Raw genomic sequence first — 15691 nt, forward strand, 5'->3', positions numbered from 1 at the left:
TAGAAGTTAGAAACGAAGAAGACCAAGGAAAGAGACTCTTTCCTTGGCTACATGTAAGCTTAAAATTTCTGACCGATTGTAAATTCAAAGGATGCTTTTTCATCCCCTGCTTCATCCATAACGGGTTGTGCAAAGATAAGCCCAATCGGTCCTAATGGAGAGACCCATTCAAGCGCAATACCCGTACCACCACGTTTAATATTTAAATTATCTTCACCAATCATACCATAGTCAAAAAAGAGTGCAGCGCGCATTTTAAGACGTTCGATCAATGGGAAGCTCGCTTCTACGGTATTAATGAGCATTGTGTTACCACCAACAAGCGCACCTAAAGGCTCACTTGATGTTGCCGTCGTACCTCTTGGAGAAATGGAGTTAGACTCATAACCACGAATGGTTCTAACACCACCCATATAGTATTTCTCACCAAACGAATATTTTTCATCTGCATCATTGATGGCAAGGTATTTGAACTGTGCTTTGTAACGTAAAATTAAATCATAATCGATCAAATCTTGCAGACCATAATAGGTTGCAAATTTATTGACACTGCTCATAAACTTCTCATCACCACCCAATCCTGCAATCTCTAAACTGCTGCTTGCAGCGATACCACTGCGGGGAAGGTAGTAATCATCCGTATTGTTAAATGAGATACCAGGAACAATCGAGCTTTTAAGAGTTCTATCTGTTGTCAAGCGATCTTCATCTATTAAATATTGAAGAGAATCATCAAGACTCGAAAGCTTCGATTGTTCCAAAATATACCCTATTGAAACACCCCAGTTACGTGCAATTTTGCGTCCCAAAACAATATTAATACCATATTTTTCTTCATCATAATAGTCGTAGTCATTGTCAGCGGCATAAATTTTACCACCGAGGCTGTACACAGAGTCAAAAAGGCGTGGGTTGCTTAAAGAGAGTGCACCGTTAAGCTCACTATCAGATCTTTCAACATCAATACCCGCTCGCAAGCCTGAACCAAAGATATTGCCATCAGACACACTCGCACTTAACAAAAGTCCATCGGATGAGCCATAACCAATACCACCACCGATGGAACCTGTTGAAGCCTCTTTGACATTAATGACTAAGTCCATAGAGTTTTTACTCAAACGCTCCTCTTTAATCTCAACATCTTCAAAATAACCTGTTCGCTTAAGCGCACTCTTTGTATCGGTAACATCGGTTCTGCTGTAAAGATCATTATTGGCTAGATAGATTTCTCGTCTGACAACCCGATCAATCGTTCGGCTATTGCCTGCGATTCTGACATTATTGATATAGACTTTTTCACCGGGGATAACACGGTATGTGATGTTTGCGATATGGGTTGCTTTGTCGTTTTTAACATCCGGAACAATTTTCACAAACGCATAGCCAAGATCGGCGACCTTGGTTTCAATCAGTGTCATATCTTTACGAAGTTTTGCAACGTTAAAGACTTTTCCATTTTGAAGGAACATCGCTTTAATCACTTCATCGCTATCGATAAAGCCTTCTGGAATTTCAATCGCAATCGTACCCACTTTGTACTGTTCGCCTTCGCTGATACTGTACACAAGATCAGCGGTATAGCTATCAAGGTAGGTTTTTAAGAAAGGTTGACTCACTTCACAGTCCAAGTAACCTTTTTGCATATAGGTATCTTTAATACGTGCAGAATCATGCTCTATATCACTGGTTTTAAGCTTTCCATCGTTAAAGCCCCACATCCAAGGAAGCCACTCTTCTGCCTTGTTCGCAATATTGGGCTCAACATCATCATAATCCAGCTCTTTTGTACCACATAAGGTAACGTTTTTAATCACAACGTTTTCACCGCGGTTAATCACAAAATCCAATGACATTGAGAGTTTTTCACTCAACGGAGTCGTTTTGATCTCAACAACGGTATCAAAGTACCCTTTATCTTCATAAAACTTAATAATTTTGAGTTTGGAGAGTTCTGCTCGTTCCGCATCATACACTTCACCTTTTTTGATGCCTGCAAGCTTATTCATTTCATCTTTGTCGCTATCGCTAATGCCTAAAAAATCGACCTTTGCAATCACGGGTTTTTCTTTCACATGGATCAATAGAGCACCTTCGCTCACCTCTTCGACCCAAACATCTTCAAAATAGTTCTGTTTGTAAAGCGTTTTGACTGCTTTATCGATTTTTTCCATATCGACAGAGTCACCAGCTCTCATATCGATCATCTCTGAAGCCATCTCGGGAGAGAGGTGGATCAAACCATCAAACTGAAGGCTTTTTAACGGAGCCGCACACAAAGTAGTCGCGACAACAAGAGACAACGCAGTTATTTTTTTCATACTGATTAGCCCTAGAATTTATTTTTTTAGATATTTTGAATATAATACCATCTCTAGAATTAAGTGCCTATTAAACCTCATATAAGGTTACAGATAAGTGCTCGAAGATACGGCAGAAAAGGAGTTTGGATGGTTATTGGTATTGTTGGACTTGGTTTGATGGGAGGCTCTTTAGGTTTAGCACTCCAGAACACCAAATTGGTCTCTAAAATTGTTGGCTTCGACCACAATCTGAGCCACTGTGAAGAGGCATTAAAACTCAATCTCGTACACGACATTGTCTCTTTTGCTGAGATTAAAGCCTGCGATGTGATTTTCCTTGCCATTCCTGTTGGAGGTATTATCAAAGCACTTCAGGATCTCAAAGATGTGCGCGATACCACTACGATTATTGATTTAGGAAGTACCAAAGCGGAGATCGTAGCCTCTGTACCTGAATCGATTCGATCCAACTTCATTGCCGCGCACCCGATGACCGGTACCGAAAAATTTGGCCCCAGTGCAGCGATTCAAAATCTCTACCATGATAAAGTGGTTGTTTTATGCGATACTGACAACAGCAATGACTTACACAAAAACCGAGCGATTCAAATGTTCTCCCACATTGGAATGAAAATCGTCTTTATGGACCCAATATCCCACGATGCGCATGCTTCGTTTATCTCACATCTTCCCCATGTGATCAGTTACGCGCTGGCAAACAGTGTTATGGGACAAGAAGATCCTAAGAGCATTTTAGCCCTTGCAGCAGGCGGTTTTAGGGATATGAGCCGCGTGGCTAAGAGTTCGCCTCACATGTGGTCGGATATTTTTAGACAAAATAAAACCAATCTTTTAAGTTCGATTGAAATATTTGAGCAAGAGCTTGAAAAGTCAAAAAAAATGATTGAAGAAGAGGACTGGAGTGGTCTTGAAGCGTGGATGAGCAAAGCCACGACTTTGCATAAAATTCTCTAAAAAAGCTTTACATGTAAGCTTTTTTAGGGTTACATGTAAAGCTTATTGACCACCAAAACGTACAAGAGCGCTTGCCCAGGTAAAGCCACCACCAAAGGTATCTAAGAGCATCAGATCACCTTTTTTAATACGTCCCTCTTCATACGCATCGTTCATTGCCATCGGAATAGAAGCTGCGGAAGTATTGCCATATTTTGCGACCGTTAAAACGGTTTTTTCGATAGGAAAATTCAGTTTCGCACGTACTGCTTCGATGATTCTAAAATTGGCTTGATGCGGGATAAAATGATCAATTTGCGAAGCATCAATGTTATTTTTTTCTAAAATATCGATCACATCATTGGTCAAAGTTTTCACCGCCACTTTGTAGACTTCATTGCCTTGCATTTTGATGTAATTGAGTTTCGTATCCAGCGTCTCTTGGGAGCATGGGTATTTGGATCCACACCCTGGAGTGATGAGAAGATCGCCATAACGACCATCCGCGGAGGCGTGAATATCTAAAATAGCTTCGTTTTTGTTCTCAGTCGCACCAATAATCGCAGCGCCTGCACCATCACCAAAGAGAATACAGGTACCTCTATCGGTATAGTCAATCATACTACTGATTTTCTCAGCACCGATAAGCAAAATATTTTTTTTCATCCCAGATTCAATAAAAGCTTTTGCCATGGAGAGCATATAGACAAAACCACTGCATGCAGCGCTGATGTCAAATGCCATGACATTGTTAATATCTAACTTTCCTGCAATCACACACGCGGTTGATGGCATACATAAATAATCAGGAGAAAGTGTCGCACAGATGATAAGATCAATCTCATCTTTTTCAATTCCTGCACGTTCAATGGCCTTTAAAGCTGCTTTGACACCTAAATCACTGGTTGATTCATCGTCCGCAGCAATACGTCTCTCTTTAATTCCTGTACGCTTCTCAATCCACTCATCACTGGTTTCAACCATTTTTTCAAGATCGCTGTTGCTGAGAATGCGAGAAGGAGCATAACCTCCAATGGATTTTAAAGATGCGTACACGTTTATCCTTTATTGCTCTAGTAGTGCTATTTTTTGCTCAATATCAGCATTGATATTGGAAGTTGAAAAATTAATGGCTTGAAAAATAGCATTTTTAACCGCTTTAGAGTTGCTTTTGCCATGCCCGATAATCGCACAACCGTCGATGCCAATCAGTGGAGCTCCACCGTACTCTGCATAATCAACTTGTTTTTTAAGCACTTTAAAGACTTTGCGCATCAATACTGCCCCAGCAATTGCTAAAGGAGAGCGCCTTACATTTTGCTTAATAATCTTGGTAATTGAATCGGCAACGCCTTCACTGGCTTTGAGTAAAATATTACCCACAAATCCATCGCAAACGATGACATCCACAGAGCCATCAAAAACATTATTGCCTTCGACATTACCGACAAAACTCTCACATTTTTTGAGTGTTAAAAATGCCTCTTTTGTAATTTCATTGCCTTTACTCTCCTCTTCACCATTTGAGAGTAAGCCAACTTTAGGCTTAGCAATGTTCAGCACATCTTTGGCATAGGCTTCGCCCATAACCGCAAATTGTGCTAAATGCTCTGCTTTACAATCCACATTGGCACCCACATCCAATACCAAACTCAACCTTCCAGGAACAGCGGTTGGCATAATGGTAGCAATAGCAGGACGTAAAACACCTTTGAGTCTTCCAATACGCAAGGTTGCTAAACTCATCGTTGCGCCACTGTGCCCCATGGAGACAACAGCATCTGCTGTTTTCTCTTTAACCAAATCAACGGCTTTATAAATAGAGGTCTCTTTGCGTTTGAGAGCATTGGTTGCGGCTTCGTGCATATCAAGAACATCCGTAGCTTCAACAAATGAGATTCTGTCTAAATATTCATGAGGGGTAAGGGATCTAAGAAGAGCAACCTCCCCGACAAGAAGTGCTTTAAAATCACGTTCTCTTAATGCGTGAAGTGTTCCTTCAACAATGGGGGCAGGACCGAAATCCCCGCCCATCGCGTCAATTGCTATGGTTAGCATTTAGTTTTTATATTCGCCTGTCGTTTTGTTCACTCTATGAGGCATTTTCCATGTTCCATCGGTGTCTTTAACAGGCATAGGAAGAGTAACTTTGTAGTGTGTTCTTCTTTTTGCGCTTCTGGTTTTACTCACGCGTCTCTTAGGTACAGCCATTTTATTCTCCTTTTAGTTGTTCACATTGTCCACAATAGTGGTAATCGCTTTTGAAAGCTTCGATCTCGCTTTGCAGTATTGCAGCAAGGTCAATCGAACCGTCAAAAAACTCTATTATATTTAAAAGCTCTTCACCCTCAGTATCTTCATAGAGACCTTCACTTGCAAAGACTTCCACCCCTTCATTCACCATCAGCTTAAAACTTTCAGCACATCTATCACACACATGAAGAAGGGTTCCCTCCATCGTACCTGTGCATTTTACCATTGTCTTACTTGTCTTGAAAGCTTCCCCAAAAAATCTGATTTCACCGAGAGATGTTTCAAAATGAATCCCAGTTGTGGGAATTTTTTTGAATTCGATCTGCATTGAAATTAAAGAATTTCTCTTCGTGCAAAAAAGAAATCAATTTCGATTTTTGCATTTTCTAAACTATCGCTACCATGAACTGCATTTGCATCAATACTATCGGCAAAATCAGCTCTAATCGTACCTTTAGCTGCCTCTTTAGGATTGGTTGCACCCATAAGATCACGGTTTTTAAGAACGGCATTTTCGCCTTCTAAAACCATCACGACAACAGGTCCACTTATCATAAATGAAACTAATTCACCAAAAAATGGTCTACTGGCATGAACAGCGTAAAAAGCCTCTGCATCCGCTTGGCTGAGTTGTACTTTTTTCATCGCTGCAATTTTTAATCCATTTGATTCAAATCTGTCAACAATTTTACCAATAACGTTTTTTGCTACTGCATCTGGTTTAATAATGGATAATGTGCTCTCCACAATACGCTCCTATATATAATTAAATTTCATAACTTTGTAGGGAATTAGAACGTGGGAGTATAGCAGAATTTTTTTTTAATATCAATAAAGAGCTACTAAAGTATCTTACATGTAAAACTAAAGAGGAAAAATCCTCTTTAGTTTTGACTGTTTTTATTCAGCACAAGGTGTTGTGCCTTTTCTTAAATCTGCACCGATTTCATCACGGCTTGGTTGTCCAGGATAAGGTGCGTCCCACACAATACATCCTTCCGTTGGGCATGCTTCGGCACATGCAGGGGCATCATGATGTCCAACACACTCTACACATTTATCAGCATATACATAATAAATATCTGCGCCTGTTGGGTTGTCACTATCGTCTACAATTGCTTCAACAGGGCACTCATCGATACAGGCACCACATGCGATACAAATATCAGTAATTTTTACTGCCATAATTTCTCCTTACTTCAGTTTTTACTAGCAAAAAACTATATCGAAACTAAATTAAAATTGATATTAAAATTGTTTGTAATCTTAACATATCAAACCAAAGGAAGGTAAACCATTATTGACGTTCATTGACGTTTTTTCTCTCCTTTAACAATCTTAAAAGGATTATTTGAATACTATCATTTCATTAATATTTTAGTTCAGGGGCATATACATGAACTCGATAGCAAAAAAAGTGACCATTTTACAAGTCTTGATTGTTTCGATCTCTATTTTTTCATTTATTTTTTACATCAATTTTTATCTGAGTGGCTATATTAAGCAAGAAACTGAGCAAAAAATTCATTCAAATATTGCAGATTTACAACAAACTGTTCACGTGTATAACAGTGCTCTTGAAGATACAGCAGTGAAACTTTTTAGTATTTTTGAGGCAGGATTTGGCACGTTTCATGTCGATGCCAAGGAGAAGATCAAAGTCAATGGTATTGATACCCCTTTGATTGCGGCAGGTGGCTACACACTCAATAACAACTTTGCAAAAGTGGAAGCTTTTAAAGAGATTACCGGAGCGATTGCAACTATTTTTGTATTGAATGGGGATGATTTTATTCGTATCTCTACCTCCTTGAAAAAAGAGGATGGCTCACGTGCCATGGGAACCTATCTAGGTAAAAACAGTCCCGCGTATGAACCTATTATGAAAAAACAAAAATATATCGGTAGTGCGCGGCTTTTTGGTCAAGATTATATTACCGTTTATGCTCCTATTATTGAAGAAAATAAAATTTTAGGGATTTTATTTATTGGTTACAATTTTACCGAAGGGCTCAAAGGACTTGAAGAACAGATCAATACGATGAAAATTGGAGAACATGGCTATTTTTATGCGATGAATACCAAAAGTGAGTCGTACGATATTCACCCCAAAAATGATGGGGCAAAAATTACTTCAGAACTCGATAAAAAAATGCTTGCGCAAAAAAATGGGATGTTCCATATCGTGGAAGAGGGCGAAGAGAAAATTGTCAGTTTTCAAGCCTTTAATAAATGGAATTGGGTTTTAGTTGCCAAAGCCAATGAAAAAGATTTTCAAGCGGCGAACGATAAACTAAGAGATATACTGATCATTACCTCTTTAGTTCTTACGTTGGCCATTGTGCTTGTTATCTGGGTCATTATCAATCAAATTATTACCAAACCGCTTAATAACCTGATCGAAAAAGCCAAAGAGCTCTCCAGTGGAGATGGCGATCTTACCCGAAAACTACAGATTAAAGGTAGCGATGAAATTGCTCAAGCAAGTGAGCAAATCAACCACTTTATTGAAAAAGTGCGTGTTCTCATCTGCAATGCAAAATCGCTCTCTAGCGAGAATTCTTCCATCTCTCATGAACTTTCAACAACCTCATTGCAAGTTGAAAAGTTGGTCGAACAATCGACCACTATCGTCTTTGATACGACCAAACAAGCCAATCAAGTCCGTGGCAATATGCTAGGTTCTATCGAGCAAGCTAAAAACAGTAAAGAAGAGATGGTTAAAGCCAACCATTCACTCTACTCAGCGAGTAATGCCGTTGTTGCACTTACCGATGAGATACAAAAAAGTTCCGTTACCGAAATTGAACTTGCCCAAAAATTGAGTCAACTGAGTATTGATGCGGAACAAGTTAGAAGTGTCTTAACCGTTATCAGTGACATTGCAGATCAGACCAATCTCCTTGCTTTAAATGCTGCCATTGAAGCTGCGCGCGCAGGAGAGCATGGGCGTGGTTTTGCGGTTGTTGCAGATGAAGTACGAAAGTTGGCTGAACGTACTCAAAAAAGCCTTATTGAAATCAATGCAACGATTAATGTGATTGTTCAATCCATCGTCAATTCCAGCGAACAAATGAGTCACAACTCTCACAAAATTGAGGAACTCGCCATCAGCGCACAAGAGGTTGAAAATCGTCTGCAAGAGAGCTTCACCATTATTGATGCGGTAACAAAAACAACTGAAAATACGGTTGATAACTATCTTCAAACCGGCACTGAAATTGATGCTATTATCACGAAAATAGGTGAAATCAATAAAATTTCAACGGAAAATAGCCGCAGCGTTGAAGAGATAGCAGGAGCCGCGGAACACCTCAGTAAAATGACGGAAAACCTCAACCATAAGCTTGAAGAATTTAGAACCTAAATTTGGGTTAAAACTTATTGGATAAAATTAGTCTTATTGATTAAAAGAGTTTTTTATATTTAATTGTATAATTTCTGTACCAATAAAAATTCTCAATTAAAGGATACTTAATGTTAGTAACCAATAAAGCTCCTGACTTTACAGCAACTGCCGTTCTTGGTGACAATCAAATTGTCGATAACTTCAATCTCTACGAAAACTTTGGATCCAAAGGAACTGTTTTATTCTTCTATCCACTCGATTTCACCTTTGTATGTCCCTCTGAAATCATTGCCTTTGATAAAAGACTCGAAGAGTTTAAAAACCGTGGAATTAATATCGTTGGTATCTCTATCGACTCACAATTTTCACATTTTGCATGGAAAAATACACCCGTCAATCAAGGTGGCATTGGTCAAGTAAGATTCCCATTGGTTGCCGACATTACCAAACAAATTTCCCGTGATTACGACGTTCTTTTTAAAGAAGGTGTAGCACTTCGTGGTTCATTTTTGATCGACAAAGACGGTACGGTAAGACACGCTGTGATCAATGACTTACCTCTTGGAAGAAATATCGATGAGATGTTACGCATGATCGACACCATGCTCTTTACAAACGAATACGGTGAAGTGTGTCCAGCAGGTTGGCAAAAAGGCGATAAAGGTATGACAGCAAGCACCGAAGGTGTTGCAGACTATCTTGCGCATAACTCAGATAAACTTTAATCCTCTTCGCTAAGAGAGTTCATCTCTCTTAGCGTGACCTCTTTTTTTACGACCTCTTTTGACACACAGAACATGATTCAACACTAGCAATCACATCCATTCGATCAATTTTAACGCTCTTAGCCTGCTCTAATGTTATTTGATACTCAAACAAATTTTGGTCATAATCCACATCTTCAATCGCACCACACTGTTTACAAATAAGATGAATATGTGGCTTTGAGTAGATGTCATAACGCATTTTTCCCTCAGCGGTATTGACCTCAATGACCACCCCTTTTTCTTTCAGTGTCGCAAGGTTTTTGTAAACCGTTGCCAAAGACATCGATGGATTCTCTTTTCTAAGCGCCTCATACAGATCATCGATTGTTGGGTGCATCTTTTTACCTAACTCTTTAAGAACCGATATTCTTTGGGGTGTGGCTTTAAGCTCTTTGGTTTTGAGAAGAGTGATAAAATCATTCATCATTAACCCCTTTCCTATAATCATTTTCTGAATGATTCCATAATTTAAATCAATTTTCCTGAAAAAAAACTAACTAATAGTTTTTATTAATTAATAGACTTCTTGCAAAATACACTTTGCAAGAAGAAAAAGCACCAGAGGTGCGTGGGCATTGCGCCGAGCAAAACCCAGTGTTAACGTAGTCTTTGGAGCTTTGCTTTAAAGACGTGTAAAAAGTTCTGCAAGAACTCTAATAGAGTTCTTTTAAAATTGCCTCTGATAACTGTTCAATGCTAATTCCCAATTTTTTTTCAATCAAATGTGTCGCACCATGCGTGATAAAAGCATCCTCATATTCAAAGGTTTTAATCTTTACATGTAAGGCATATTTCTCTTTGAATGCCATCAGCAATGAGCCAACACCACCAATTTTGGCACTGTCACTAAAGACATACCACTGATCATACTCTTGCGCTAAGGAGATCAACAGCGGCTCATCCAAAGGTTTGACAAATCGCAAATCGACAATGGCTGCTTCAATACCTTTCTCCGCCAATAATTTTGCGGTTGCCACAGCTTTTCCAACCCCTGCACCATAGCCTAACAGAAGAATGCTGCTTTGCCCTTGTTGGAGCAGTTGTGCTTTTCCATACTCAAACGGCACGGATTCAAAAGCATCTGATTCTAAAAATGCGCCCCTTGGATAGCGAATGGCTAAGGGACCTTTGTGGAGATACGAGTAGTGAATTGCTGCGTGCATACTTTGTTCATCGCGTGGCGCCATTAGGGTCATATTTGGAATTGCACTTAAGTAGGAAATATCAAATGCCCCTTGATGGGTCTCGCCATCTTCACCGACAATACCCGCTCGATCAATCGCAAAAACAACATCCAAATTCATAATACAGGCATCATGGATCACTTGATCATAGGCTCGTTGCAAAAATGTAGAGTAGATTGTAATATAGGGTTTGAAACCCTCTTTTGCCATTGCACACATCGATGTGACGGCATGTTGTTCAGCAATGGCTACATCCCAAAAACGATTGGGATAGGCTTGAATCAAAGGGGTTAACCCTGTTCCACTAGGCATAGCTGCGGTCACACCTACAACATTGTCATGCGTTTTAGCCAACTGCATCAGTGCTTCAGAGTACATGACCGTTGCATTTTTGCTCACACCTTGCTTAATCGCCTCACCACTTGCCACATCAAAAGGACCGACGCCATGCCATTTTTCATAGTATCCCTCTGCCATCTCATAGCCTTTGCCTTTGAGGGTTTGTGCATGAACAATCACCGGTTTTTTAAGGCTTCGCGCGGATTGCAATGCACGAATGAGACTTTCAACATCATGCCCATCAATTGGTCCAATATAATCAATACCCAACTCTTCAAATAAAATACCAGGCGTAATCAGCTTAAAACTCTCTTCAAATTTTTTCGCCATGTACGTCGCACTCTCTGGTAGGTACTGCAAAATCTGTTCGGTTGTTTTTTTAATTCTTTGGTAAAATCCACCCGCCATCGCACTGGATAGAAACTTGCTGATGGCGCCAATGGGCTTTGAAATACTCATTTTATTGTCGTTGAGTAAGATAACAACCGGATAACGGCGATCTCCTAACTCATTGAGTGCTTCATACACCATTCCTGCACTGAGAGAGCCATCGCCAATCAACGCAATGGGTACACGCTTGTATTGCTCACCTTTGAGCGCTATCGCTTTTGCAGCGCCCACAGCAAGGGAGATAGACGTAGAACTATGTCCTGCAACAAAGTAATCGCACGGTGATTCATCCGGCCTTGTGTAGCCACTGATGCCATCTAGTTCCCTAAGGGTATCAAAACGATCCCAACGGTCGGTGAGCAGTTTATGGGTATAGGCTTGATGACTGACATCGAAAATAAAAGGATCATTCTTCACATCAAAAACGTAGTGCATGGCAACAATCAGCTCTACAGCACCTACATTACTGCTCAGATGCCCTCCATTTTTACTGACGGTCTGAATAATTTTTTGCCTGATTTGCTCACAATATTCGTTCAATTCTTCAATAGAGTATTCTCGTAATGTTTTCATCTCTTCCAGTGCTTTTTAATTTTCTTGTAGTAAATATTTTACTTTTTCTAAACGCATTGCCAAATTGCCATCGAGGTTTCCCACGTCGCTTAAAATGACAACGCCGCCTAAGGTAATAGCGTCATCAGACGTTACTTTAATCTTTTCGTCTTCTGCATAAAGCTCTTTTAGTGCCTCTACATCTTTTGGATTAACTCTCAGTTCAATTTTAATCGCATCCTTAACCTCTTGCAATAACGCTTTTGAAAGGGATGCGGCAATTTTTGAACTGGAGACACTCACCTCTTTTTTAATCACCTCTTTGGCGATCTCAAACGCTGTCACACTCATGTCGGTTTCGAGTTTAGCCAATCGCTCTTCAATGCTTTTATACAGCGTATCCAAATGCCCAATAGATTTTAAATAGCGCGACTTCATCTCAGATGTCACCTCTTCGAACTCTTCTTTGGCTTTTTGGTATCCTTGCGCATAAGCATTTTCACGCTCTCTGGTCAGCTCTTCGTTCAGTCTATTATTAAAATCTTGTTCTTGTTTTTCAATTTGAATTTGAAGCTTCACCACATTAGTGGTCAATTCATCAGTTTTTTTAAGCAGCTCTTCAATAAACTGATTTTGGGTTCCTTCTTCAATCCGAGCGATGTTAACAATCTCATCAGGAACATGCTTGGACTCACTATCAAAGGTGTTTTCAGTGATGTATTCTTCATTTACATGTAAAGGTGTTGCACCATCTACTACGTTAGAGCCTAGCACCTTAAACCGATACGGTTTGACCGAGTGATCGTCTACTTTTGCTTTATCAATGATATTTTCTGTCACGATCTTAACCTATCATCTCTTCGGCTTCACCGATTTGGAGGATGCCTTGTTCTGAGAGTTTTTGCACCTCTTCAACAATCTTTCGTTGAGACTCTTCGACATCTTTAACACGCACCGCCCCTAAGAAGTTCATCTCCTCGACAAACGCTTCTTGGGCACGCTGTGACATATTATCAAAAAATTTGCGTTTAAGATCATCAGCTGAGCCTTTGAGGGCTACCATCAAATCACGTTTATCGGCAACTTTCAAGATTTCACGTACCGCATTGCCATCCAGTTTCATAATATCTTCAAACGTAAACATCATATCTTTGATAATAGATGCGAGTTTTTCATCGGCTTGTTCAATATAGGCAATCGTTGTTTTAGACGCTTTTTGACCCAAGCGGTTGAGGATTTCAGCCACCGCACGAGGACCACCCACTTCAACTTTGTACGATGTCAAGGATTCAAGTTTATTCTCTAAAACAGCCGAAACTCTTTTGACAACAGACGGAGAAATCTCGCCTAAGTTTGCCATTCTAATTGTTACTTCACTTCTGAGTTGATCTGGGAAAAAAGAGAGTGTTTCAGCCGCACTGGTTGGATCCATATGCGCCAAAATCAAAGCAACCGTTTGAGGATGCTCATTCATAATAAAATCACCCAACTGTTGAGGCTTGATTTGAGAGAGATACCCAAAGCTTTGGGAATTTTCCATCGATTTGGAGAGCTTATCAAGAATCTTCTGCGCACCCTCTGCTCCAAAAGTACGGTATAAAATCTCTTTTGCATACTCCATACCGCCACTTCGGATGTACTGGTTTGATTGTAAAATGACATAAAACTCTTCAAGGACAGCATTGGCAACCGCTTTATCAATATTTTTTGCCGTTGCAATAAATTTGGAAATATCCGTTACAACATCAATTTCCATATGGGAAAAAAGGTTAGCGGTTGAATCTTCACCCAACTGGATCATCAAAATGGCTGCTTTTTCAGCCATTGAGAGTTCATTATAGAGGATTTTTTGCTCTTCTGTTAGTTTCATTATCCAATATCCTTAGAACTGTTTCTATTGCCATCATAGTCACCTTCATTGCGAATCATAGACTGTAAGAGCGCAGCAAATTCATCACCTTTTTGCTCAGCAACATGTTTAAGTTTTTCAAGTAAAACATCGTATTTAAGGGCTTCTTCGTTAAAGTCTTGACCAATACCAAGCTGATCTTCCACTTTTTTACGCGCTTGTCTGAATTTCTCCAAGGTATCTTCGGCACCCTCTTCTTCATGGGTCGAAATAGGTTCAACTTCATCTTCAAAGTCATCCAATTTTGTCTCCACCATTTTTTGACTAAAGGGGATGATGACTTTTTTGTAGAAGATAAAGAGCAAGATACCCACGATCAGGTATTTCACCAGTGGCACTAATGGTCCCACGTAGTTAGAGACTTTATCCATCATATCTTTGGTCGGTGCGCGGGTTCCATCACTGGAGAGTGGTTTGAACTCAAAGTTACTGACGGTGACTTCATCTCCTCTTGTTTGATTGAACCCAACCGTTTGGCGCACCACATCACGAATAGCATCCATCTGCTCTTTGGAGAGTGGAAAATACTCTAACTCACTCTTCTTTTTTCCCTCACTATCAACTCCGTATTTATAGCTACCATCCACAACAACAGCGGCGGTTAAACGTTTAATCTTAGCAAATTCATCTTTGGAATTGACAACTTTTTTAGAAATTTCATAATTGGTTGTCGTGGAACTTTTTTGATAAGTTTCACTTTTTTTACCATTTTCAAGCCCTTGAACAGGACCTATGTTGCTGATAGCACCTGGAACGCCCCCTATATCTTGAGGTTCTTTGCCTTCGCGTTTCTCTTCAACACTCTGCTCACTTCGTGGAACGGAGTTTGGATCATATGTTTCACTCACATAATCTTGCTGCGAAAAGTCAAAATCAATCGTGACTTTAGCATTCACTTTATCCACACCGCCAATAACGGGGGCTAAGACATTGATAATTTTTTGCTCGACATTGTGCTCAAACTCTTTTTTATACCGCATCTGACTTTTAACAAGTTCACCTTGGAAGATGTTACTCTGCTCATCGCCCAAAGGCTCTCCGTCTTGATTCACCACAGAGACATTCTCTGCACTCAGGTTAGAAACAGACGCTGACACGAGATTTTTAATGCCGATAATCTGCTTGATGGAGAGATTCATGCTGGGGCGAATATTTAAGACAATGGAAGCCGTTGGAGCCGCTTGTTTTTGTGCAAAAACGGTCTCTTTGGGAATCGCTATATGCACACTTGCATTGGCAATAGGCCCAAGGCTTTCAATCGTACGTGCCAATTCACCCTCAAGGGCGCGAATGTATTTAATTTTTTGTTCAAAATCGGTCGCACCAAAGTCCGTTTTATCAAAAATTTCAAAGCCAACTTTGCTGTTTTTAGGAATGCCAAGGGCTGCAATGGCAATACGTTGTTTATGAACGACATCACTAGGAACTGCGATGGTTCCTTCATTGAGCACTTTGTAAGGAACTTTCTCTTTTTCAAGCTGTTGAATAATCAGCGCTGAATCACCTGACGTTGTGTTTTCAAACAAAACACTGTAACCACTTCCTTTAGAAGAGGTCGAATTTTTATAAAGCGTTAAAAACACTAAAAAACCAATCAGGACAACAATTGATACGGCAGCAACAATCCTTTGGCGTAAGGTCAAGTTTTGTATAAGTGTTGCTATTTGGTTTAAAAGTGTTCTAAGCTCCATGGT

General features: G+C 39.9%; 15 protein-coding genes. 3 read left to right on the forward strand and 12 right to left on the reverse strand.

Features of this window, described 5'->3' with window-relative positions; genetic code table 11:
* Window positions 1-59 precede the first annotated feature (59 nt).
* On the reverse strand, window positions 60-2318 hold the full coding sequence (bamA, locus tag JU57_RS07215; RefSeq protein WP_037958917.1) for an outer membrane protein assembly factor BamA: 2259 nt from the start codon (window positions 2316-2318) through the stop codon (window positions 60-62).
* A 129-nt stretch (window positions 2319-2447) separates the two neighbouring features.
* Between bamA and JU57_RS07220 the strand changes: the two genes are divergently transcribed.
* A complete protein-coding gene (locus tag JU57_RS07220) occupies window positions 2448-3275 on the forward strand; it encodes a prephenate dehydrogenase (protein ID WP_037958920.1) in 828 nt (275 codons plus the stop codon).
* Between the two features lie 42 nt (window positions 3276-3317).
* Here the strand turns inward: JU57_RS07220 and JU57_RS07225 are convergent, their stop codons facing one another.
* The 6 genes from JU57_RS07225 to JU57_RS07250 all read right to left on the reverse strand — a co-directional run bounded on the left by JU57_RS07225 (window position 3318) and on the right by JU57_RS07250 (window position 6692).
* A complete protein-coding gene (locus JU57_RS07225) occupies window positions 3318-4310 on the reverse strand; it encodes a beta-ketoacyl-ACP synthase III (RefSeq protein WP_037958922.1) in 993 nt (330 codons plus the stop codon).
* Window positions 4311-4319: 9 nt separating this feature from the next.
* Window positions 4320-5312 carry a phosphate acyltransferase PlsX gene (gene plsX / locus JU57_RS07230; RefSeq protein ID WP_037958924.1) on the reverse strand — a complete coding sequence of 331 codons (993 nt, stop codon included), beginning with the start codon at window positions 5310-5312 and terminating at the stop codon, window positions 4320-4322.
* On the reverse strand, window positions 5313-5465 hold the full coding sequence (gene rpmF / locus JU57_RS07235) for a 50S ribosomal protein L32 (protein ID WP_037958927.1): 153 nt from the start codon (window positions 5463-5465) through the stop codon (window positions 5313-5315).
* A gap of 1 nt (window position 5466) precedes the next feature.
* Window positions 5467-5835 (reverse strand): DNA-binding protein, encoded by a 369-nt coding sequence (locus JU57_RS07240; protein ID WP_037958930.1) that lies wholly within the window; start codon window positions 5833-5835, stop codon window positions 5467-5469.
* A gap of 5 nt (window positions 5836-5840) precedes the next feature.
* On the reverse strand, window positions 5841-6254 hold the full coding sequence (gene ndk, locus JU57_RS07245) for a nucleoside-diphosphate kinase (RefSeq protein ID WP_037958933.1): 414 nt from the start codon (window positions 6252-6254) through the stop codon (window positions 5841-5843).
* 153 nt (window positions 6255-6407) lie between these two features.
* The gene (locus tag JU57_RS07250; RefSeq protein WP_025343499.1) at window positions 6408-6692 is read right to left on the reverse strand and encodes a 4Fe-4S dicluster domain-containing protein; all 285 of its coding nucleotides are present in this window, start codon (window positions 6690-6692) and stop codon (window positions 6408-6410) included.
* 211 nt (window positions 6693-6903) lie between these two features.
* On the opposite strand from JU57_RS07250, the gene JU57_RS07255 reads away from it, so the two are divergent.
* Together JU57_RS07255 and JU57_RS07260 are read left to right on the forward strand one after the other, a co-directional pair.
* Window positions 6904-8874: a methyl-accepting chemotaxis protein gene (locus tag JU57_RS07255; RefSeq protein WP_037958937.1), complete on the forward strand. Its 1971-nt coding sequence runs from the start codon at window positions 6904-6906 to the stop codon at window positions 8872-8874.
* Between the two features lie 110 nt (window positions 8875-8984).
* Entirely contained in the window at window positions 8985-9581 is a 597-nt protein-coding gene (locus JU57_RS07260; RefSeq protein WP_037958940.1) for a peroxiredoxin, read from the forward strand.
* A gap of 46 nt (window positions 9582-9627) precedes the next feature.
* On the opposite strand, the gene JU57_RS07265 is transcribed toward JU57_RS07260, so the two are convergent.
* From JU57_RS07265 to fliF, 5 genes are all read right to left on the reverse strand, one after another.
* Window positions 9628-10047 carry a transcriptional repressor gene (locus JU57_RS07265; protein ID WP_037958943.1) on the reverse strand — a complete coding sequence of 140 codons (420 nt, stop codon included), beginning with the start codon at window positions 10045-10047 and terminating at the stop codon, window positions 9628-9630.
* 229 nt (window positions 10048-10276) lie between these two features.
* Complete coding sequence (dxs, locus tag JU57_RS07270) at window positions 10277-12109, reverse strand: 1-deoxy-D-xylulose-5-phosphate synthase (protein WP_037958946.1); 1833 nt, start codon at window positions 12107-12109, stop codon at window positions 10277-10279.
* Window positions 12110-12124: 15 nt separating this feature from the next.
* Complete coding sequence (gene fliH / locus JU57_RS07275; protein ID WP_037958949.1) at window positions 12125-12928, reverse strand: flagellar assembly protein FliH; 804 nt, start codon at window positions 12926-12928, stop codon at window positions 12125-12127.
* Window positions 12929-12932: 4 nt separating this feature from the next.
* Window positions 12933-13961: a flagellar motor switch protein FliG gene (gene fliG / locus JU57_RS07280; RefSeq protein WP_037958952.1), complete on the reverse strand. Its 1029-nt coding sequence runs from the start codon at window positions 13959-13961 to the stop codon at window positions 12933-12935.
* Window positions 13958-15688 (reverse strand): flagellar basal-body MS-ring/collar protein FliF, encoded by a 1731-nt coding sequence (gene fliF / locus JU57_RS07285; RefSeq protein WP_037958955.1) that lies wholly within the window; start codon window positions 15686-15688, stop codon window positions 13958-13960. Before fliF ends, fliG begins: the two co-directional genes overlap by 4 nt.
* Between the last annotated feature and the right edge of the window lie 3 nt (window positions 15689-15691).

The sequence above is a fragment of the Sulfurospirillum sp. SCADC genome, assembly GCF_000743525.1.
Lineage (GTDB): Bacteria > Campylobacterota > Campylobacteria > Campylobacterales > Sulfurospirillaceae > Sulfurospirillum.